Origin of the sequence: Pseudorhodobacter sp. W20_MBD10_FR17 (assembly GCF_052119765.1) — a bacterium.
Lineage (GTDB): Bacteria > Pseudomonadota > Alphaproteobacteria > Rhodobacterales > Rhodobacteraceae > Pseudorhodobacter.
On sequence record NZ_JBGQOQ010000007.1, the window covers coordinates 97,377 to 118,146 of the forward strand.

22 protein-coding genes, 1 tRNA gene and 1 riboswitch are annotated in these 20,770 nt (G+C 57.1%); of the genes, 17 read left to right on the forward strand and 6 right to left on the reverse strand.

The window, feature by feature from the left end; all coding sequences use genetic code 11:
* Window positions 1-11 precede the first annotated feature (11 nt).
* Window positions 12-710, reverse strand: a complete 699-nt coding sequence (pyrF, locus tag ACEN2J_RS06695; RefSeq protein ID WP_442104318.1) for an orotidine-5'-phosphate decarboxylase — start codon at window positions 708-710, stop codon at window positions 12-14.
* 129 nt (window positions 711-839) lie between these two features.
* On the opposite strand from pyrF, the gene ACEN2J_RS06700 reads away from it, so the two are divergent.
* A complete protein-coding gene (locus ACEN2J_RS06700; RefSeq protein ID WP_442104320.1) occupies window positions 840-1,613 on the forward strand; it encodes a hypothetical protein in 774 nt (257 codons plus the stop codon).
* Here the strand turns inward: ACEN2J_RS06700 and ACEN2J_RS06705 are convergent, their stop codons facing one another.
* Window positions 1,614-1,814, reverse strand: coding sequence for a hypothetical protein (locus ACEN2J_RS06705; protein ID WP_442104321.1), 201 nt, complete (start codon window positions 1,812-1,814; stop codon window positions 1,614-1,616). It abuts the gene before it with no gap.
* Window positions 1,815-2,027: 213 nt separating this feature from the next.
* On the opposite strand from ACEN2J_RS06705, the gene clpB reads away from it, so the two are divergent.
* Window positions 2,028-4,640, forward strand: coding sequence for an ATP-dependent chaperone ClpB (clpB, locus tag ACEN2J_RS06710; protein ID WP_442104323.1), 2,613 nt, complete (start codon window positions 2,028-2,030; stop codon window positions 4,638-4,640).
* Between the two features lie 90 nt (window positions 4,641-4,730).
* Window positions 4,731-5,258: a GNAT family N-acetyltransferase gene (locus ACEN2J_RS06715; protein ID WP_442104325.1), complete on the forward strand. Its 528-nt coding sequence runs from the start codon at window positions 4,731-4,733 to the stop codon at window positions 5,256-5,258.
* 1 nt (window position 5,259) lies between these two features.
* Here ACEN2J_RS06715 and ACEN2J_RS06720 read toward each other — a convergent pair whose 3' ends face one another.
* Window positions 5,260-6,111, reverse strand: coding sequence for an N-formylglutamate amidohydrolase (locus ACEN2J_RS06720; RefSeq protein ID WP_442104327.1), 852 nt, complete (start codon window positions 6,109-6,111; stop codon window positions 5,260-5,262).
* Window positions 6,112-6,347: 236 nt separating this feature from the next.
* Here ACEN2J_RS06720 and ACEN2J_RS06725 point away from each other — a divergent pair.
* The 3 genes from ACEN2J_RS06725 to ACEN2J_RS06735 all read left to right on the forward strand — a co-directional run bounded on the left by ACEN2J_RS06725 (window position 6,348) and on the right by ACEN2J_RS06735 (window position 7,961).
* Window positions 6,348-6,422 (forward strand) — tRNA-Val (locus ACEN2J_RS06725).
* 96 nt (window positions 6,423-6,518) lie between these two features.
* The gene (gene ykgO, locus ACEN2J_RS06730) at window positions 6,519-6,644 is read left to right on the forward strand and encodes a type B 50S ribosomal protein L36 (RefSeq protein ID WP_050521456.1); all 126 of its coding nucleotides are present in this window, start codon (window positions 6,519-6,521) and stop codon (window positions 6,642-6,644) included.
* A gap of 261 nt (window positions 6,645-6,905) precedes the next feature.
* Entirely contained in the window at window positions 6,906-7,961 is a 1,056-nt protein-coding gene (locus ACEN2J_RS06735; RefSeq protein WP_442104329.1) for a fatty acid desaturase, read from the forward strand.
* 113 nt (window positions 7,962-8,074) lie between these two features.
* Here ACEN2J_RS06735 and ACEN2J_RS06740 read toward each other — a convergent pair whose 3' ends face one another.
* Genes ACEN2J_RS06740 through ACEN2J_RS06750 form a run of 3 tightly spaced genes read right to left on the reverse strand, consistent with a single transcriptional unit; the run spans window position 8,075 to window position 10,314 of the window.
* The gene (locus ACEN2J_RS06740) at window positions 8,075-8,350 is read right to left on the reverse strand and encodes a hypothetical protein (RefSeq protein ID WP_442104330.1); all 276 of its coding nucleotides are present in this window, start codon (window positions 8,348-8,350) and stop codon (window positions 8,075-8,077) included.
* The gene (locus ACEN2J_RS06745; RefSeq protein WP_442104332.1) at window positions 8,347-8,820 is read right to left on the reverse strand and encodes a putative toxin-antitoxin system toxin component, PIN family; all 474 of its coding nucleotides are present in this window, start codon (window positions 8,818-8,820) and stop codon (window positions 8,347-8,349) included. Before ACEN2J_RS06745 ends, ACEN2J_RS06740 begins: the two co-directional genes overlap by 4 nt.
* A 12-nt stretch (window positions 8,821-8,832) precedes the next feature.
* Window positions 8,833-10,314, reverse strand: coding sequence for a hypothetical protein (locus ACEN2J_RS06750; RefSeq protein ID WP_442104333.1), 1,482 nt, complete (start codon window positions 10,312-10,314; stop codon window positions 8,833-8,835).
* Window positions 10,315-10,811: 497 nt separating this feature from the next.
* Here ACEN2J_RS06750 and ACEN2J_RS06755 point away from each other — a divergent pair, with 497 nt between their 5' ends.
* From ACEN2J_RS06755 to ACEN2J_RS06805, 11 genes are all read left to right on the forward strand, one after another.
* Entirely contained in the window at window positions 10,812-11,429 is a 618-nt protein-coding gene (locus ACEN2J_RS06755) for an FMN-binding negative transcriptional regulator (protein WP_442104334.1), read from the forward strand.
* An 84-nt stretch (window positions 11,430-11,513) separates the two neighbouring features.
* A complete protein-coding gene (locus tag ACEN2J_RS06760) occupies window positions 11,514-12,122 on the forward strand; it encodes a glutathione S-transferase (RefSeq protein ID WP_442104335.1) in 609 nt (202 codons plus the stop codon).
* Window positions 12,123-12,125: 3 nt separating this feature from the next.
* Complete coding sequence (locus ACEN2J_RS06765; RefSeq protein ID WP_442104336.1) at window positions 12,126-12,767, forward strand: LysE family translocator; 642 nt, start codon at window positions 12,126-12,128, stop codon at window positions 12,765-12,767.
* A 201-nt stretch (window positions 12,768-12,968) separates the two neighbouring features.
* Window positions 12,969-13,529, forward strand: a complete 561-nt coding sequence (gene petA, locus ACEN2J_RS06770) for a ubiquinol-cytochrome c reductase iron-sulfur subunit (RefSeq protein WP_442104338.1) — start codon at window positions 12,969-12,971, stop codon at window positions 13,527-13,529.
* A gap of 9 nt (window positions 13,530-13,538) precedes the next feature.
* Window positions 13,539-14,852: a cytochrome b gene (petB, locus tag ACEN2J_RS06775; RefSeq protein ID WP_442104340.1), complete on the forward strand. Its 1,314-nt coding sequence runs from the start codon at window positions 13,539-13,541 to the stop codon at window positions 14,850-14,852.
* A gap of 20 nt (window positions 14,853-14,872) precedes the next feature.
* Window positions 14,873-15,727, forward strand: coding sequence for a cytochrome c1 (locus tag ACEN2J_RS06780; RefSeq protein ID WP_442104341.1), 855 nt, complete (start codon window positions 14,873-14,875; stop codon window positions 15,725-15,727).
* A 74-nt stretch (window positions 15,728-15,801) separates the two neighbouring features.
* Complete coding sequence (locus ACEN2J_RS06785; RefSeq protein ID WP_442104342.1) at window positions 15,802-16,344, forward strand: dihydrofolate reductase family protein; 543 nt, start codon at window positions 15,802-15,804, stop codon at window positions 16,342-16,344.
* A gap of 33 nt (window positions 16,345-16,377) precedes the next feature.
* A riboswitch (TPP riboswitch) is annotated at window positions 16,378-16,485 on the forward strand.
* A gap of 36 nt (window positions 16,486-16,521) precedes the next feature.
* Complete coding sequence (locus ACEN2J_RS06790) at window positions 16,522-17,499, forward strand: thiamine ABC transporter substrate-binding protein (RefSeq protein WP_442104344.1); 978 nt, start codon at window positions 16,522-16,524, stop codon at window positions 17,497-17,499.
* A 19-nt stretch (window positions 17,500-17,518) separates the two neighbouring features.
* Window positions 17,519-18,508 (forward strand): thiamine ABC transporter substrate binding subunit, encoded by a 990-nt coding sequence (gene thiB / locus ACEN2J_RS06795; protein WP_442104346.1) that lies wholly within the window; start codon window positions 17,519-17,521, stop codon window positions 18,506-18,508.
* Entirely contained in the window at window positions 18,484-20,022 is a 1,539-nt protein-coding gene (locus ACEN2J_RS06800; protein ID WP_442104347.1) for a thiamine/thiamine pyrophosphate ABC transporter permease ThiP, read from the forward strand. The genes thiB and ACEN2J_RS06800 overlap by 25 nt, the downstream gene beginning before the upstream one ends.
* A complete protein-coding gene (locus ACEN2J_RS06805; RefSeq protein WP_442104349.1) occupies window positions 20,009-20,701 on the forward strand; it encodes a thiamine ABC transporter ATP-binding protein in 693 nt (230 codons plus the stop codon). The genes ACEN2J_RS06800 and ACEN2J_RS06805 overlap by 14 nt, the downstream gene beginning before the upstream one ends.
* Window positions 20,702-20,770: the final 69 nt, after the last annotated feature.

Below are 20,770 nucleotides of genomic sequence, written 5' to 3' on the forward strand. Positions count from 1 at the left end.
TTTTGGTCCTTTTATGCGCGCTTTGGCAGTTCAGACACCAAGGTTTGCGCGGCCAGCCGTGGGTTTGCGTGTTGCCAGATCGGGCGGCCCACAACGATATGATCGGCCCCCGCCGCAATCGCGCTGGCAGGCGTGGCGATGCGCTTTTGGTCATCGGCCGACGAGCCTGTGGGCCGCACGCCGGGGGTAACAATCAACCGGCCTTCGGCAATGGAGAGCGCGCGGATCAGTGCCGCCTCATGTGGGCTTGCGATCACGCCATCAGCGCCGGCCTCTAGCGCGTTATGCGCGCGTTCCAGCGTGATTTCACCAATATCACCGGGTTTGATCAGGTTGGCATCAAGATCGGCACGGTCAAGCGAGGTCAGAATGGTAACGCCGAGGATTTTAAGGTTGCTTCCCGCAGCGCCTTCTTTGGCCGCGCGCACGACTTGCGGGTCGCCGTGGACGGTTAGGAAATCGAAATCAAACTGGGCAATGCCGCGCACCGCAGCCTCTACCGTGGCGCCTATGTCAAAGAACTTCATATCCAAGAAAATGCGCTTGCCATGCTCTTGTTTCAGCTCATTCGCCAAGGCTAGCCCGCCGCCTGTAAGCATGCCCAAGCCGATTTTGTAAAAGGAAACGGCATCGCCGATTTTGCGGGTTAGTGCCTGCCCGTGCACAATATTCGGCACATCCAGCGCCACGATCAAACGGTCATCGGCCATGTTATTCCCCATATTTTTTGTAAAACCGCTGCGTGATGGGCGCTATTGTGCGGGCTGTCAAGCGTAACGCATTGACTTGGGCGGTGCTGCGCAGTTGAATCGCCGCAAAAGCAAGAGGTTGAGGCGAGTATGCAGGTTAATTTAGAATTCGAGCGCCCAGAAGAGGGGCCGACCTCGGGGCCGGTGACCGTTGGTTGGTTTCTGACCAAAGACAAAGGTGCGATTCTGTATGACCCGCCAGAGCGGCTGTCGATACGCCAAACTAGCAAAACCCATGCCAAATCGGCCAGCCGCTGCCCTGCGGTGATCCAGATGGAAAGCCGGTATTTCGTGGTGAAATGCCCGTTTGATCTGCACATCGGCTTTGGCCGCGATGATAAGGGCAAGGCGCATTTGATCAATCGGGCAGGTGTGGCCTCGGCCATTCGGTCCAGCAAAATTTCCGAAGTTATGGTGATGGTGAATGAGGCCGAATGGCGCTTTCCCGATCGGCCGACGATCCAGCTGATGCTGCCCTATTGCTTTATTTCCGATGAAACCGTCTATCTGACGCAGTTGGGGACGTTCGCGCATTACCGCGCCGACCCGTTGCCAGGCACCATTTTTGGCGGGCGGTTTCCCGTAAACCTGTGGCCGCGCCCGTTGATGTGGGCGTTTGAGTGGCATGACACGTCCAAAGATCTGATTTTGCGTCGGGGCGAGCCACTGTTTTATTGCCAGTTTGAGGCAAATGGCCCAGACCGCCCCATCCAACTGGTCGAGGCTGAACGGACCGAAGCGCTAGAGACCTATATGGACAAAATTTCTGGCGCGGTGAATTACGTCAATCAAACCTTTAGCCTGTTCAAAGCCGCAGAATCGGTGCGGCCTGCCAAGCTGTTGACGCCTAAACATCGTGACTAACTAGCGCATAATCTGTCGTTCGGCGGCGCTTACCAGTCCTTTAACCAAGGCGTGATGTTCGATGCTTTGTGCGGCGGCTAGGGTAACGCCAATCCGTAAAGGTACCGGCAGGCCGGGGGTAAAAAACTCGACAGCCGCGTCAAAATGCCTACGTGCGGCATCATAGGCGACATCGGCAATTCTGGTGGCGGTCGCGGCCATGGGGTGCATCCTTTTGCATAAGCTGCCGTTAGGTCGGTCTGACTGCAACTAACAACGAATGAATGAAGATTTAGTTTCCAAATTTAAAGACACATCCCTTCACGTTGACTTGAATCAACGCCGCAGCGCCCCCAATTTGTTACTGAGGCCCGTATCCGGAATGTGCCGCAATAGGGCATTCCAAAAGGCGGGAGCTTTTACAGGAGAATATTTATGAATATGGAAAAGTTCACAGAGCGGTCACGCGGTTTTATGCAGGCTGCCCAAACGATTGCGATGCGCGAAAGCCATCAGCGGCTTGCGCCCGAACATTTGCTAAAGGCCTTGATGGATGATGATCAAGGCATGTCTGCCAACCTAATTCGTCGCGCGGGCGGTGACCCTGCGCCAGTTGTTCAGGCACTGGATTTGGCGATGGGCAAGATGTCCAAAGTTTCTGGCGATGCCCAGCCTTATATGGACCCTGCAACGGCGCGCGTGCTGGATGAGGCCGAAAAACTGGCCAAAAAGGCGGGCGATAGCTTTGTGCCGGTTGAACGGATTTTGGTCGCGCTTGCGATGACCAACACCAATGCCAAAGATGCTTTGGTCGCGGGCAAAGTGAATGCGCAAAGCCTGAACTCCGCAATCAATGACATCCGCAAAGGCCGTACTGCCGATACTGCGACCGCCGAAGATTCCTATGAGGCGCTGTCGAAATATGCACGCGACCTGACCGAAGCCGCGCGTGATGGCAAAATTGACCCTATCATTGGCCGTGACGAAGAGATTCGCCGCGCCATGCAGGTGCTTTCGCGCCGGACGAAAAACAACCCTGTGCTGATTGGCGAACCGGGCGTGGGTAAAACCGCGATTGCCGAAGGTTTGGCCTTGCGGATTGTTGATGGCGACGTGCCTGAAAGCTTGCGCAACAAAAAGCTGATGGCGCTGGATATGGGGGCGCTGATTGCCGGTGCTAAATATCGCGGCGAGTTTGAAGAGCGCCTTAAAGCAATTCTTAAGGAAATTGAGGCAGCCTCGGGCGAGATCATCTTGTTTATTGATGAGATGCACACATTGGTCGGCGCTGGTAAGGCCGATGGTGCGATGGATGCGGCAAACCTTATCAAGCCGGCGCTGGCGCGGGGTGAGTTGCACTGTATCGGTGCGACGACCTTGAACGAATACCGCAAATATGTCGAAAAAGACGCAGCCCTTGCGCGGCGGTTTCAGCCTGTGATGGTCGAAGAGCCTACGGTCGAGGATACGATTTCCATTCTTCGCGGGATTAAGGACAAGTATGAGATGCACCATGGCGTGCGGATCACCGACTCGGCCTTGGTCGCGGCGGCGACGCTTAGTCACCGCTATATCACCGACCGGTTCTTGCCGGATAAGGCGATCGACCTGATGGATGAGGCCGCGTCGCGTTTGCGGATGGAAGTGGACAGCAAGCCCGAGGAATTGGACCAGCTGGACCGCCAGATTCTGCAATTGCAGATCGAAGCTGAGGCGTTGAAGAAAGAAGACGACACCGCGTCCAAGGACCGTTTGGAAAAGCTGGAAAAGGAACTGGCGGATCTGATGGAGCGGTCCGATAGCATGACGGCAAAATGGCAGACCGAACGCGATGGTCTGGAAGCTGGCCGTGAGCTGAAGGAAAAACTGGACCGCGCGCGGGCCGATCTGGACAGCGCCAAACGCGAAGGCAATCTCGCCAAAGCGGGTGAGCTTTCCTATGGCATCATCCCGCAGCTTGAGAAGAAGCTGGCGGAAAGCGAAGGGCAGGAATCGGATGCGCTGGTATCCGAGGCCGTGCGCCCCGAGCAGATTGCCGAAGTTGTGGAACGCTGGACCGGTATTCCGACGACCAAGATGCTGGAAGGCGAACGCGATAAGCTGCTGAAGATGGAGGATGAGCTGGGCAAACGGGTCATCGGCCAACGTCAGGCGCTGAAGGCGGTTTCCAATGCGGTGCGGCGCGCGCGCGCTGGGCTGAATGATGAGAACCGGCCTTTGGGCTCGTTCCTGTTCCTCGGGCCAACCGGCGTGGGTAAAACCGAGCTGACCAAGGCCGTTGCCGAATATCTGTTCGACGACGATCAGGCGATGGTGCGAATCGACATGTCTGAATTCATGGAGAAACATGCCGTTAGCCGCCTAATCGGTGCGCCTCCGGGCTATGTTGGCTATGACGAAGGCGGGGTTTTGACCGAAGCCGTGCGTCGCCGCCCGTATCAGGTGGTGCTGTTCGATGAGGTCGAAAAGGCGCATCCGGATGTGTTCAACGTTCTGCTGCAAGTGTTGGATGATGGCGTTTTGACCGATGGTCAGGGCCGCACTGTGGACTTTAAGCAAACGCTGATTATCCTGACGTCGAACCTTGGGGCGGTGGCGCTGAGCCAGCTACCCGATGGGGCCGATCCGGCACCCGCACGGGCGCAGGTGATGGATGCGGTTCGCAGCCATTTCCGGCCTGAATTCTTGAACCGTCTGGATGAAACGATCATCTTTGACCGTCTGGCGCGGACCGATATGGCGGGCATTGTGACCATTCAGATGAAGCGGCTGGAGCGCCGTCTTGCAAGCCGCAAGATCACGTTGAATCTGGATGCGGACGCTCTGCAATGGTTGGCCGATGAAGGCTATGATCCGGTGTTCGGGGCGCGGCCTTTGAAACGTGTGATCCAGCGCAGCCTGCAAGACCCGCTGGCCGAGATGATCTTGGCCGGTGAGGTGATGGACGGGGCCACAATCGCTGTTTCGTCCAGTGCTGACGGGTTGGTGATCGGGGATCGCGTGAGTGCGTCACAACGGCCGAAACCGGCAGAAGCCGCCGTACATTAATTGAAAAGCCCCGGCAGCGATGTCGGGGCTTTTTTACCTGCGCTGATGGTTTGATGCGCATGATCTTGGTAGCGATAGCTGGAGGCGTGGATGGACTTTGATGCGCAACCAACCTTGATTGGCCGCCGCCTGACCTTGCGCCCTTTGGCGGCCGAAGATCAGGCGGCGCTGGCGGCGGCTGCTGCCGACCCAGAGTTGTGGGCGGGCCATCCGGCCAAAGATCGGTGGCGACCAGATGTGTTCGGCCTCTATTTCCAAAAGCTGTTGGCCAGTGGCGGCACGCTTGCGGTGATCGACACTGCCTCAGGCCGCGTGATCGGCTGTTCACAATATTACCGTGTTGAGGATGCGCCGGGGGATATCTCTATCGGGTTTACCTTTTTGGCGCGGGACTGGTGGGGTGGGGCGACCAATGCAGAGCTAAAGCAGCTTATGCTGGACCATGCGTTCCAAAGCTTTGATCGGGTCTGGTTCCACATCAATCCCACAAACATCCGGTCGCAAAAGGCGACAACGAAAACAGGTGCGTTGTTTGACCATGACGCCACCATCGGCATTTCTGGCGCGGTGGGAGCATGGAAATGCTATGTGTTGACGCGTGAGGCGTGGCAGAGCTGAGTTATTCGGCGGCCAAAGGTATTGATTGACCTGCGTCTGTGATTTGGGTGATCACCCCTGATATCAGCGCTTGGAATTCAGGGAAATCGGGGCGGGGTTCGACGCGGGCCTCATCCAGATACAATGCGCGGTCGATTTCTATCTGAACGACATGCTGGCCGCGTGTGGGGCGGCCGTAGGCTTGGGTGATATAGGCGCCGGCAAAAGGCACGTTGCGCGCGACCCGCAGGCCTGCATTGGTAAAAGCGGCTTCGATTTTTGCAACCACATCATAGCTGGCCGCAGCACCGAACCTGTCGCCCAGCACAATATCGGGGCAAATCGTGCCGGGGCGGCTGTGCGTTACAATCGCCTCATGCGGCATGGAGTGGCAATCAATCAGAATGGCTTTGCCGAAAGCAGCGGTCGTCTGTTGCATCAAATCACGCAACTGCTGGTGATAGGGATGCCAAAATCTGGTCAGCCGCACTTCAGCCTCGGCCCGTGTGATGCGGCCGGAATAGATCGTTTTGCCACCCGCAACCACGCGCGGCACCACGCCAAGGCCAGACTTGATGCGCGGGTTATGCGGATGCGGCGGGGCGCCTTCGACGACGGCGGGGTCTAATTCATCACGCGCGCGGTTCAAATCAAGAAAGGCGCGGGGGGCACGGGCTGCCAGCAATGGTGCGCCACGCGCGGGGGCTGACGCGAAAAGCTGGTCGATAAACGCGTCCTCTGAGGATCGCAGGGTCAATGCGTCAAGACGGCTTTGGCCACCAAAGGTTGATGCGTAATCGCGCCCGCTGTGTGGCGAGGAAAAAACAAAGGGCACGCTGTGCCGGTCGGGCATGAACAGATCGAAGGGTTGCATCAAGGGGCTGTCTCCTTAACCGAGGTATAGCGCAGAAATCTGTTTTGCCAAATCTTTACAGAATCTTCGCGAACTTCCCTTGGCCGTGACCTGATGCGTGAAGATGCTAAACAAAAGCTCTTGAATATGCGCGCGACTCCTTTTATAGCCCTGCCAACCGACGCGGTTCCGCCCGCGTCCTTTTCTTTGGTAACTTGGGTCCAAGGTCAAGACATGGCGGAATCGTTGCGGGTCGTGGGCGGTTAGCTCAGCGGTAGAGCACTACGTTGACATCGTAGTGGCCACTGGTTCGATCCCAGTACCGCCCACCATCTTGCCACCTAATTGGTTGCAGGTTCATCGGTCCCGCGCTATGTGGGGGCCACAAGTTTAATCGGCGCACGCGCGCCGCGATAAGGAGAAGGCCCATGAAGGTCAAAAACTCGCTCCGCTCGCTGAAGTTGCGTCACCGCGACTGCCAGGTCGTGCGCCGCAAAGGTCGTGTCTATGTTATCAACAAGACACAAAAGCGTTATAAAGCGCGCCAAGGCTAATATTCTTGGCTGACGCACGATGTTTTGCCAAAGTTAAAAAAACCGCCGAGAGGAAACTCCGGCGGTTTTTTGCTAAGCAAAATAAAGGTTTGGCTTTTGCTACGTGGTGGCTAGGTTTATATATACTGCGACACAAAGCCCACCTAAGGCTGCGTAAGATTGCAACAGGACGTGGATTAACCTAACTGTATTGCGGGACACTATAAAATGCCAAGCGACCACAAAGCCGTTGGCCACTACTACAGGGAAGAGATCAGCCGAATGAACATTCAGAATATGAGCGATGCCGCTCTCTCTGCCGCTGCAGACCAGAATCGGTCAGCGCGCGAATGGCTTCCTATTCTTGCCAAATATCGTGATCCGATTGCGGCCCGCAGTGTGTTTGAACTGGCGGTGACGGTGCTTCCTATCTTGGCGATTTGGGCTGTGGCGATTTGGCTGTTGCAATATAGCTACATGGCGGCGTTTGCTTTGGGGGCGTTCAACGGGCTGTTTTTGGTGCGCCTGTTCTGCATTCAGCATGATTGCGGTCACGCCTCATTCTTTTCCAACCGCAAGCTGAGCGATTGGGTTGGGCGCTGCCTTGGTGTGCTGACCTTGACGCCGTATCATGTTTGGCGCCGCCAACATGCGATTCACCATTCCGCTGCGGGCAATCTCGATTTGCGCGGAATCGGCGATGTGACCACGCTGACAGTTGATGAATACCTTGCGCGGTCGGCTTTTGGCCGCCTTATGTACCGGATTTACCGCAGCCCGCTCACGCTGTTTTTGATCGGGCCTGCCTATATTTTCTTGGTTCAAAACCGTATTCCCTACGGTTTGATGAAATCGGGCGCGTCGTTCTGGGTCTCGGCTATGGGCACCAATTTGGCGCTGTTCGCAGGCGTAGCGGCTTTGGTTTACTTTGGGGGCTGGGCGCCGTTGTTGCTGGTGGTTCTGCCAACTTGGATCGTTGCGGCCTCGACCGGCGTTTGGCTGTTTTACGTGCAGCACCAGTTTGAAGACACACATTGGCGCAAGGCCGATGAATGGCAGTTGCATGAGGCCGCTTTGGAAGGCTCTTCGCATTATGTCTTGCCAAAGCCATTGCAGTGGATGTCTGCCAATATCGGCATTCACCATGTGCACCACCTGTACAGCCGCATTCCGTTTTACCGTTTGACCGAGGTGATAAAAGATCATCCCATCCTGGCGGAAAGCCAGCGCATGACGATAGGCGAAAGCATAGCTTGCGCCCGTCTGCATCTGTGGGATGAAAGCCAGAAAAAACTGCTGTCGTTCCGCCGCGCCCATGCGCTTTATTTGACAGCCTAAGCCTTTGGTGATTTGATTTTAAAAGGGGTGGGTTTAGGCCCAGCCCCTACGATAAATGTTGAGGAAGATATAAGGCCGCAATTTGCGGCCTTATTCTCTTTTGGCCTTTAACTTCACACTGAGAAGTCAGGGCTGCGATCACTGTCATCCTTCAGTTCATCCCCTTCATCTGGAGCAACGTCAGGAACAACATTGTTGAGTATGTGAAGCGCGGCTTCCGGATCTCCTTTGGCGGCCCTCCGTCTCATTTCGAGGACAGCCCTTCGGTGCCCGAGCCCTTCAGCCACCAAAGCTACAAGAAGCTGATTGATGGATGTATTCTCCTGCTCAGAAGCCTCTCTCGCCTGTTCCATAAGATGATCAGGCATACGAAGTGCAAAAGCGTTCATTTCAGTCTCCTTTCCAGGTTGGTGTTGTATACGAAGTCGCCCGCCTTCATTGCGATCAGGCCAAATGCTGAAACGTCAACATGATTGAAGACCTTATCACCAGACAGGATGATCTGTGCATTGGCTGCCATGGCGCACTCAATGACGTGATCATCTTTCGGGTCGTTCAAGAACGGCCTGAAACGAAACCACGGAGACACCTCGAAAGCCATTGAACACAGTGCATCTAAAATAACGTCGATCTGCTCATATGAGAGTGAAGGTTTCTGACCGAGGATCCCGGGCCTTTTCAGAACATCCTCATATTCCAGAACCAAAGCTGGTGATAAAGCAAACCGAGTTTTACCACTCAACATATCGTTGAGGATGAGGTTTGAAGCCCCTTGACGGGATCTCAATCCACTTACGACAACATTTGTATCAACAACGATCATGACATCACATATAACATCACATGCAATATTGTCCACTTAGAATTTCGTTCAGAAAAAGAATAGATCTCTCGGATAGATCAGACCTTTCGCCAGACCGACCCGCATCGCGGGTGTCTTCCCATCCCGCCCCCTCAGCATCCAATTGTGGTAGAAGCGAAGTATTCCGATCAACTTCGGAACCATGTCCGGATCATAGAAGCCATAGGCATGCCAGATCCGATGCTGGTTTGAGGCGGTCGGTAGGCCCCTTTCAAATCCGGAAACGCGCCTTCGTGTGAAGTTGAACCAGGCATCGACTGGATGGACAGAGCTACCGCAGATGACACGAGACAATCCGGCGTAGTCCAGGTGTCCTACATCCGTCTTGAGCCGCAAAGACTTGCGCGGTTCCGATTTTGTATGGAACGGCCAGTCCCATCCCTCTGATGCCAAGATTCTGCCGCGCTCTTCGATCGGGATATTCTCGAACCTCTCCTTCATCTGATACGCCACAAGGGCCTGCCTTCTGGTGAGGTCCGGATCAATATCCTGAAATTCCTCTATGCCACCGGCATGAAGGCGCGCCAGATCATAGAACGCATCCGTTCCCATGCGGGCAAGTGTGCTGCGCTCATCATTGGTCAGGCCCTTGTCAAACCTGACCTCTGTGACATTGACGCGGCCTTCCTTTACCATATCGACGTTGACAGCACAGAAGGCGGCCGCAAGACCGCTGTCGGCATCTACCGAGTAGTTTGCCTGCCGGAGGCCTTGCCCGGTCAGCTTCCGGACGAGCATCACATGCGCATACATGAAGGCATCGTTTCTGACCCGTGATCCCTTGCCCGGAAGCTTCATTTTTCCGCCCGTCATAGGATCTTCCGTGTTGAAGAATCCGGGCAGGCTGCGCAGCATTGCATCCATATACTCTCGCTCGGACCAGAGCCTGGCATGCTTGCGCATCGCCCTGGGCAGGAGGAAGTCACCGCACCTGAACATGGCCTCGTCCACATCCTCAACGGCCACATCCGGATCATAGTCGACGGTTGATGCGACTACGAATTGAGAGGAGGCATGCACGGTGGACATGTGCAACAGGGGAACGGTCCCGCGCCGACCCCTGACAGGCCAGTTTAGGAGAATCGTCTGTGCATCCGTGGCGAAGAACTGGTCCTTGCCTGCAAGGCACCGCGCCAGTTCCCCCTCGCGCGCCGCCGACATCGCAAGGCATTGCCGATAGATAAAATCGACCTTTGAGTAAATCTGCGGAAAGGTTACCCCGTTGATCTCGCAGATCCGGCTCAGCGGCACCTTGTTCACCAGGTTAAGCAGGATGCTTCCTTTCTGATCCGTTCTCTTGTGACGCCGTGTGGCGGATCCAAGGGAAAATGTCGATCCGCATCCTTTGCATTGATTCCGGGAGTCTCCCTTGGCGGTAGTGCCGAAGGAACGGTATGCCGACGGTGCCAGCTGGATAGATAGATTGTTGTTGATGCATCCCGCCTTCTGGCAGGCGTCCTGATTGCGGCGTCGAAGATGAAGATCCGCCATCCTGGAATATTCTTGCACAACGGCACGATTGGATTTTAGGGTATGATAAGTCCCGCATGCGGGACAGCCATAGGTGCGTTCCGCTCCGGATCCGGTAACCTTACCATGACCCGGACCGCTACCGCCGCCCCGGGCGTCAAATGGGGAGGGGTGAACCCCGAAACGGGTGCATAAAGGGCTTCTACAGAAGTTGACGGAAAATCCGCCAATGGCTACGGGCAAACGACGCTTCTGCGTCGAAGATTTCTTCGAGAGGTTTGTGCCTTGCTCGTCTCCGGAATAATGCGAAATAATAAGGAAAGAGCCGCCAATTTACTGGCGGCTCTTCAGTTCGTCAACATTTATCGTAGGGGCTGGGGGTTTAGGCCTGCCCCTTTTTTGTTGCCCGCCTTTGATAGGGCTGGCCTTAGCTTGTACCCGTGACAATAAACTGCCCTGTTCCGCCTTGCCGCCGCCAAGCCTATTTGCCAGCATGTGCAAAGCATTAGGAGGGCAATATGCACCCCAACCCCGTCTATCGAACCGGAACCGAGGCGGACGCGCTGGCCTTTGCGCGCGACCGTAGTTTTGGCATTTTGTCGGTGAACGGCACCGAGGGGCCATTGGCGGCGCATATTCCCTTTGATTTGGGGCAGGGTGAGGTGTTCGTGCATTTGGCGCGGTCAAACCCGATTGCGCGGACGGCATTGCCAGCACCAGCGTTACTGGCGGTGTCTGGCCCGGATGCCTATGTGTCGCCCGATTGGTACGGCGCGGTGGATCAGGTGCCAACGTGGAATTACGCCGCCGTTCATCTGCGCGGGGTGTTGGAGCCGCTGCCGCAGGAGGCGTTGCCCCCGCATCTAGAGCGGGTGAGTGCGCAGATGGAGGCACGTTTGGCGCCCAAGCCGGTTTGGACGCTGGATAAGATGAGCGATGATGCCGTCGCGCGGATGTTTCGGATGATCGTGCCGTTTCGGCTGGTGATTGCCAGCGTGGAAAGCACGATGAAGCTGAACCAAAACAAGACGGATGCCCAAAGGGCAGGAGCCGCCGCAGGTATTGCGGCTAACCCGATCGGGCTGGATGCTGCGCAGATTGCGGCGTTGATGCAGGCGCCTGTGCGCAGCTTATAGGGCTGGACTTGGGGGCCGGTGCCGGGTTTAGGTATTTTTGCCAAGATGAAGCCGAAAGGCAGCACGAAATTACAAGGAGACAGCATGCGTCTTTTCTATTCCCCTACCTCGCCCTATGCCCGCAAGGTTGTTGTTTTGTTGGCTGAGGCTGGCCATTCTGACGCGGTTGAGCTGGTGCTGGCCAGCGGCACGCCGATTGATACGGGCACCACGCCGCTGGCGCACAACCCGTTGGGAAAGATCCCCACGTTAGAGCGTGAGGGCGGGGCGGCGCTGTATGATAGCCGGGTGATTACACGCTATTTGGACGATCAGTTTGACGCCGGGTTGTACCCAGCCGGCCCGCGTCTGTGGGAAACATTGACGTTGGAGGCCACAGCAGACGGCATTTTGGATGCTGCGATTTTGATGGTGTACGAAACGCGCGTGCGGCCCGAGGATAAGCGCTATGACCCGTGGGTTGAGGGGCAGTGGGGCAAGATTGAGCGCGCCTTGGACGCGCTAGAGGCCCGCTGGATGAGCCATTTGCACGGGCCTTTGGATATGGGCCAAATCGCGGTTGGCTGTGCGCTCGGCTATGTTGATTTCCGCCACGGCGCACGGAATTGGCGCGAAGGGCGGCCCTTGTTGGCGGCATGGGAGGCCAGTTTTGCAAGTCGTGACAGCATGAAGGCCTCGGCCCCGCAGGCATAAGCCGTGCTGCCGCTGTCTGATTTTGTTTTGGTTTGGGTGGTCGTGGCCTTGAACACGACCACCCCGGGGCCGAATGTGGTGAATACCATTGCCACCGCAATGTCGGCGGGCCGGCGTGCAGGCCTTGGTGCGGCGACTGGCGTGGCAGTGGGAATCGCACTTTGGTGTCTTGCGTCCAGCCTTGGGTTTGCGGCGCTATTCGCCGCGATCCCGAGTGCCGCGCGTGTGATGAGCTTGGTCGCCGCGGGGCTTTTGGGCTGGTTAGCGCTGCGGGCATTGCGCATGGCTTGGCAAGGGTTTCGGGGAGCGCGCAAAGGCTTGCCGCCTGCACCGAACCACTTAAGCTTTGGTCAGGCACTGCTGCGTGCAGTCATGATTAGCGCGACCAATCCAAAGGTTTTGACGACATGGTTGTCCGTGACGACATTTTTTCCGGTAGCGCGGGCGAGTGGCGTGGATATTGCGGTATTGGCTGTTGGGTCCGCTGCGATAGGCCTGTTCTTCCACAGCACCTATGCCACCGTTTTTTCTACTGGCCCTGCGGTTCGATTCTATTTGCGCGCGGGCTGGGTTATTTATTTCATCTCTGGAATTTTCTTCGCGGCTTTGGCCTCTAGCATGGTTTTGAAACTGTTTTCGCAGTGATTCTGCCGAAATCCGTGGCTTTTGAAGAAAAATCAGGGCCGACCTGTTGCATTTCCATCGCGTCACCCCCAACTGCGCCGCTTTGTCCGCTGGACGTGGGCGATTTACGCCGCTAAATACCGACACTGTAAGGCTGCGCATTTCCCGTGGCCCGGTCATGACATGGGCCGCATCATGCGGCCTTCGGAAGGGAGAATTCTAGTGTCCCACGCAGACGAACACGCAGGCACCCGCAGGGATTTCCTGTATTACGCCACAGCAGGCGCTGGCGCAGTGGCAGCAGGCGCTGCCGTTTGGCCGCTTGCCAACCAAATGAATCCATCAGCAGATGTTGCGGCGATGTCGTCGATCTTTGTTGATGTGTCTTCTGTTGAGGTTGGTTCGCAGTTGACGGTGAAATACCTCGGCAAGCCGGTTTTCATTCGCCGCCGCACCGCCAAAGAGATTGAGGAAGGCCGCGCCGTTGACGTGGCAACCTTGCTCGACCAAACCTCGGAGAACCCGAATAAGCCGTCTACCGACGCGTCCGACGTGAACCGCACGATGGATGAGGCCGGTGAATGGTTGGTGATGATTGGCGTTTGTACGCACCTTGGTTGCGTGCCAATCGGTAACAATTCGGGCGATTTTGACGGTTGGTTCTGCCCATGCCACGGGTCGCATTATGATACGGCTGGCCGTATCCGCAAAGGCCCCGCCCCGCAAAACCTGCACATCCCGGTGGCTACTTTCACCGATGAAACCACAATCAAGCTTGGGTAAGGAAATATCATGGCCGGAATTCCGCACGACCATTACGAGCCCAAAACGGGCCCAGAAAAATGGCTTCACAAGCGCCTGCCAATTGTCGGGCTGCTCTACGACACATTGATGATCCCCACACCCAAGAACCTGAACTGGATGTGGATCTGGGGCATCGTCTTGACATTCTGTCTGGTGTTGCAAATCGCGACGGGCATCGTTTTGGCGATGCACTATACGCCGCATGTCAGCCTTGCCTTTGCAAGCGTTGAGCACATCATGCGTGACGTAAACGGCGGCTATATGCTGCGCTATCTGCACGCAAACGGCGCGTCGCTGTTCTTTGTTGCTGTCTATCTGCACATCTTCCGCGGCTTGTACTACGGTTCGTACAAAGCCCCGCGTGAGATTACGTGGATCATCGGCATGATCATCTACCTGTGCATGATGGGCACGGCGTTTATGGGTTACGTTCTGCCTTGGGGCCAAATGTCCTTTTGGGGTGCGACGGTTATTACCGGCCTGTTCGGCGCTATTCCGGGCATTGGCGAATCGATCCAGACTTGGTTGTTGGGCGGCCCAGCCGTTGATAACGCCACGCTGAACCGTTTCTTCAGCTTGCACTATCTTCTGCCTTTCGTGATCGCCGCTTTGGTTGCGATTCACATCTGGGCTTTCCATTCGACCGGCAACAACAACCCGACCGGTGTTGAAGTGCGCCGCACGTCGAAAGCCGAAGCCGAGAAAGACACATTGCCCTTCTGGCCTTACTTCGTGATGAAAGACCTGTTCGCGCTGGCCGTGATTATGGTGATTTTCTTTGCGATTGTTGGCTTCATGCCAAACTTCCTTGGCCACCCTGATAACTATATCGAGGCGAACGCGCTTTCGACTCCTGCGCATATTGTGCCAGAATGGTACTTCTTGCCGTTCTACGCCATTCTGCGTGCGTTTACCGCCGATGTTTGGGTTGTGCAGCTGACCAGCTTTGTGACCTTCGGTATCGTTGACGCCAAGTTCTTTGGTGTGTTGGCGATGTTTGGTGCGATTGCTGTTATGGCGCTGGCACCTTGGCTGGATACGTCTTCGGTACGTTCGGGCCGTTACCGCCCGATGTTCAAGATGTGGTTCGTATTGCTGAGCATCGACTTTGTGGTGCTGATGTGGGTTGGCGCGCAGCCTGCCGAGTTCCCGTATGACTGGATCTCGCTGATCGCGTCTGCCTACTGGTTCGCCTATTTCCTCGTGATTTTGCCACTGTTGGGCGTGATCGAAAAGCCGTTGGCCGCGCCAGCGACGATTGAGGAAGACTTCAAATCGCACTACGCCGATCCGGCCGAGTGAGGGAAAAGGAACTGATGATTATGTTTCGTAAAATCGCAATCAGCGCCGTTTCTGCCCTCGTGATGGGGGCCGGTTCGGCCTATGCAGCGGGCGGCGGTGGTCATGTGACCGACGTGCCGTTCAGCTTTGAAGGGCCATTTGGCACCTATGATGAGCACCAGCTGCAACGCGGGCTTCAGGTTTATACCGAGGTGTGTTCGGCATGCCACGGCATGAAGTTTGTCCCAATCCGCACCCTTGGGGATGTGGGCGGGCCACATTTGCCAGAAGACCAAGTTCGCGCCTACGCGGCTGAATTCACTGTAACCGATGCCGAAACTGGCGAAGACCGTCCGGGTAAACCGACCGACCACTTCCCTCATTCGGGCCTGCCAAACGCCCCAGACCTTAGCCTGATGGCCAAGGCGCGGGCCGGTTTCCATGGTCCATACGGTTTGGGCATTAACCAGTTGTTCAAAGGTATTGGCGGACCTGAGTATATTTACTCTGTCCTTGCCCACTATGAGGAAAACCCTGATTGCGCCCCTGACGGCGTTGACGGGTTCTACTACAACACGGCGTTTTCTGCCGGTGGTGTGCCTGACAGCTGTAAAGACGAGCATGGTGTGTCCACCGTGCCCGGCACTTGGATCGCGATGCCGCCTCCGCTTTCGGATGGTTTGGTTGAATACCAAGACGGCCACGAGGCCAGCCTCCATCACATGGCCGAAGACGTTTCTGCCTTCCTGATGTGGGCAGCCGAACCAAAGATGATGGCGCGCAAGCAAGCGGGCTTTACCGCCGTGATCTTTTTGACGATCTTGTCGGTGCTGTTGTACCTGACAAACAAACGTATCTGGTCGGCTGTGAAAGGCCCCAAGAAAAAACACGTTTGATCTAATCTAACGCATTACAAAGGCCCCGCCCGAAACGGTGGGGCCTTTTTCCTATCGACCCAAGGCCAATCCCCATGCCCCTAACTTGCCACGCCTTTGTCGCCGCCAGTCTTGACGGTTTTATCGCCCGCCCAGACGGCAGTATTGATTGGCTAGAACCGTTTAATGCGGCCGATGAAGACCACGGCTATGACGCGTTTATCGCCGATAAGGATGGTATCGTGATGGGCCGTGGCACCTTTGAGACGGTGCTGGGCTTTGGCCACTGGCCTTATACGCTGCCCGTTATCATCATGAGCCAAAGCCTGACGGTTGATGATATTCCCGAAGCGTTGGCCGATTTGGTCGCCATTTGTGATATGGACCCTGCCGAGCTGTTGGTCGCACTGGCCGAAGAAGGCTGGCAAAAGGTCTATGTTGACGGTGGGCAACTTTTGCAATCTTTTCTGCGTGCTGGCCTTTTGGACGATATCACTGTGACACGTGTGCCGCTGTTGCTGGGCAGCGGGCGGCCGCTGTTTGGCGCGTTGGCGTCGGATGTTCACCTTACCCATCAGCATACCGTCAGCTTTCCGTCTGGCCTTGTTAGCACAAAATACCAGATTTCGGCGCAATAGCCCCTTGCCCCTGTCGCTGGGGCCGCTAAGTTAACCAACACCTCGGGGTGCCCTTTTACAGGGCTGAGATTTGGCCAAAGCCAAAGACCCGTTGAACCTGAACCGGTTAAGACCGGCGGAGGGAAGGTGCATGGAATGATCCATCCCGACTTTTTGCCGTCGTTTTTGGAGAGACCCATGCTGAAACGACTTTTTCTATTACCCCTATTGGCGACCCCTGCGCTGGCGGATACGCCCGTGTTGACGGTCTATGCCTCAACCTCTTTCGCATCAGAATGGGGCCCTGGCCCTGCGATCGAACAGGCGTTTGAGGCGGTTTGCGGCTGTGATTTGCAGTACCGCACCACCGATCTGATCCCCAGTCTGATGCTGGAAGGTGCGAATACCGACGCCGATGTGGTGATCGGTATTTCGACCGACGAAACCCTGCGCGCGCGCGAAACGGGGCTGTTTGGCCCGCATAATCAAGACCTTGCCAGCCTGAATTTGCCGGTGGAATGGACGGACGAGGTCTTCTTGCCTTTTAACTATGGCGACACGGCGTTCATCTATGACAACACTAAATTAACGAACCCGCCGCATAGTTTTGAAGACTTGGCCGCGATGCCCGAGAATGTGAAGATCGTTATCCAAGACCCGCGCTCTTCGGGGGCAGGGCTGGCCTTGGTGCTGTGGGTCAAATCGGTTTATGGCGACAAGGCCGAAGATTACTGGCACCGCCTTGCCCCGCATATCCTGACCGTAACCAAAGGCTGGTCCGAGGCGTATGGTTTGTTCACATCGGGCGAGGCCGATCTGGTGATGTCCTACATTACCTCGCCCGCCTATCACATGATCGTGGAAAACGACTATACCAAGGTCGCTGCGATCTTTGATGAAGGACACTATTTCACCGCCGAAGTTGTGGGCCAAATCGCAGGCACCGATCAGCCTGAGCTGGCGCAAGCGTTCATGAATTTTGTGCTGTCCGAGACGTTTCAGGAAATGATCCCCCGCGTGAATTTCGGTTTTCCGGTTAAGCTGAACCCAAGCTTGATGCCGCCTGAATTTGCCAAGCTGAACCTGCCGCCGAAATCGCTGTTTTATTCCGAGGCCGAAGGTGCGGCTCTGCGCGATGCTGCCGTGGCCGAATGGCAACGTGCACTGAGCCAATAACCGAAATATGGAGATTTTTATGACAAAAACTATCCCCGCGGCGCTTGCGTTTGCGTTTATGGCCTCGGCGGCCCAAGCCGATTTACCTGTGCTGAACGTGCTGACCTATGACAGCTTTACCTCCGAATGGGGCCCCGGCCCAGCGGTGGAAAAGGCGTTTGAGGCGTTTTGTGGCTGTGATCTGGTGTTTTCGGCCGTAGGTGACGGTGCCGAATTGCTGGCGCGTCTGCAGCTGGAAGGGGCGAAATCGGATGCCTCGGTCGTGTTGGGGTTGGATACCAATCTGACCGCGCAAGCAACGGCCACCGGCCTGTTCGCGCCGCACGCGCAAACGGCGGGCAATGACCTGCCGGTGCCCTATGCCGACCCCAATTTCCTGCCCTATGACTGGGGCTATTTCGCATTTGTCTATGACAAAACCAAGCTGGCCACGCCGCCTACCTCGTTTGAGGAACTGGCCGCATCCAACCTGAAGATCGTCATCCAAGACCCACGTTCATCGACGCCGGGCCTTGGGCTTTTGCTGTGGGTTAAGGCGGCTTACGGCGACCGCGCCCCTGCGATTTGGGCTGCGCTGGCCGATAATATCATCACCGTGACCCCCGGCTGGTCCGAGGCCTATGGCATGTTCACGGCGGGCGAGGCGGACATGGTGCTGTCCTACACCACCTCACCCGCGTACCACTTGATCGCCGAGGAAGACGATAGCAAAGCGTCGGCGGCGTTCTCGGAAGGGCATTACATGCAGGTTGAGGTGGCGGGTAAACTGGCCAACGCACCGCAGCCCGAACTGGCCGATCAGTTTTTGGCCTTTATGGGAACGGATGCGTTCCAATCCATAATACCTACGACAAACTGGATGTACCCCGCGCATACGCTTGCGGAAGGGCTGCCCAAAGGGTTCGACCAAATGATCACCCCCGCCCAATCGCTGTTGATGTCGGCGGATGAGGCACAAACAGCCCGCAAACCGGCGTTGGATGAATGGCTGACCGCGCTCTCACGCTAGCCGCCGCAGGGCTGGCAGGGGCAGTTTTGCTGCTACTGCTGGCCCCGTTGGGCGCGCTTGGGCTAACCTTCCAAGGCGTTGCCCTCAGCGCGCCCGAGCTGGCCGCGCTGCGCTTTACCCTGTTGCAAGCCACGCTTTCGGCAGGGCTTTCGGTTGTTTTGGCGGTGCCGGTGGCGCGGGCTTTGGCGCGGCGGCGGTTCTTTGGGCGCTCGGCCCTGATTGCCACCTTGGGTGCGCCGTTTATTCTGCCGGTGATCGTGGCCGTTCTGGGCTTGCTCGCGGTGTTTGGCCGTGCGGGCTGGGTGAATGACGCGCTTGGGCATGTCGGCCTGTCGCCGTTTTCGATTTACGGGCTGCAAGGCGTGGTTTTGGCGCATGTATTTTTCAATATGCCCTTGGCAGTGCGGATGATCTTGCATGGCTGGCAAGCGATCCCTGCTGAGCGTTTTCGCCTTGCTGCCAGCCTTGGGTTTGCGCCCTGCGCCAACCTGCGCCATATCGAGGCGCCGATGCTGCGCGAGGTGTTGCCCGGTGCCGCATTGGTGATTTTCGTGATTTGCCTGACAAGTTTTGCCGTGGCGCTGACGCTGGGCGGTGGGCCAAGGGCGACGACGGTCGAGCTGGCGATTTATCAGGCATTGCGGTTTGACTTTGATCTGCCAACGGCGGCGCGTCTGGCCTTGCTGCAATTCGCGCTCTGTGCGGCGGCGTTTGTCGTGGCCGCAAAGGTTAGCCTGCCGTCGGGGTTTGGCGCGGGCCAAGGGCGCGCGGGCGGTCCTTCTGCGCCCAAAGGTTGGCACAAAATGGTGGATATTTTGGCGATAGCGCTGGCCGCGATGTTCCTCGCGTTGCCGTTGCTGGCGGTTGCGTTAAACGGCCTGCCGGGGATGGCGGGGCTGCCGGTTTCGGTTTGGGCGGCGGCGGGGCGGTCTTTAACGATTGCGCTGGCCTCAACCGCGATCAGCCTTGCGGCGGCGCTGGTTTTGGCGCTCGCTGCGGCGCGCGGCAAAGGCTGGCCCGCATTGGCCGCAACCTTGCCACTGGCGGCATCCAGCCTTGTATTGGGCACCGGTTTGTTCTTGATATTGCAGCCTTATTTTCGCCCTGCCAGCCTTGCGCTGCCGGTTACAATGACCATCAACGCGGCGCTGTCTTTGCCCTTTGCGTTTCGCATTCTGGCACCCGAGGCCCGCACGCTTTACGCCGATTACCACCGGCTGGGTGCATCGCTGGGCATGGGCGGCTGGGCGTGGCTGCGCTGGGTGGTTTTGCCACGGCTCGCGCGGGTTTTGGGGTTTTCGGCGGGCCTTGTGGCCGCACTGTCGATGGGCGACTTGGGGGTTATCGCGCTGTTCGCGGGCGAGGGCGAGGCGACCTTGCCGCTGCTGGTGCAACGGCTGATGGGTGCTTACCGGATGGAGGCGGCGGCGAGTGCGGCGCTGCTGTTGGTGCTGCTGTCCTTCGCGCTGTTTTGGATATTTGATCACTGGGGGCGGCGCTATGCTGACACTTGAAAACCTGTCGATCCGCATGGATGATTTCGCACTTAGCGCCGCGTGGCAGGTGCCAAAAGGCGCGCGGATTGCGATTATCGGGCCTTCGGGGGCGGGGAAATCAACTTTGCTGTCGCTGATCGGTGGTTTCATGGCGCCCGATGCAGGGCGGGTGCTGTGGCAAGGGCGCGATCTGACGCGGTTGGAGCCGGGTGGGCGGCCCATTACCACGCTGTTCCAAGACCAAAACCTGTTTCCGCACCTGACGATTGCCCAAAACCTTGGCCTTGGCATTTCGCCAAACCTACGGCTGACAAAGGCCGACCATGCGCGGGTTGAGGGGGCCCTAGAGCGTACCGGCCTTGCAGGTTACGGCCCGCGCAAACCTGCACAGCTTTCGGGGGGGCAGCAAAGCCGCGCGGCGCTGGCGCGGGCGTTGTTGCGCGACAAGCCGATCCTGTTGCTGGATGAACCCTTTGCAGCCCTTGGGCCGGCGCTAAAGGTGGAAATGTTGGGGCTGGTTTCCGCTTTGGCGGATGAGACCGGAGCGATTGTGTTGATGGTGACGCATGACCCAAAGGATGCGCTGGCCTTTGCGCCGTTAACAAGTTTGGTTGCGGGCGGTATCGCCCATGCGCCGCAACCGACCGAGGCCTTGTTGCACAACCCGCCGCCGGAATTGGCTGCCTATTTGGGGTGACCTCTGTGTCGGATCACAATCCGTCATTGCACCCCACACAATTCAGCGATTGACCAAAAGGGCGGGGCC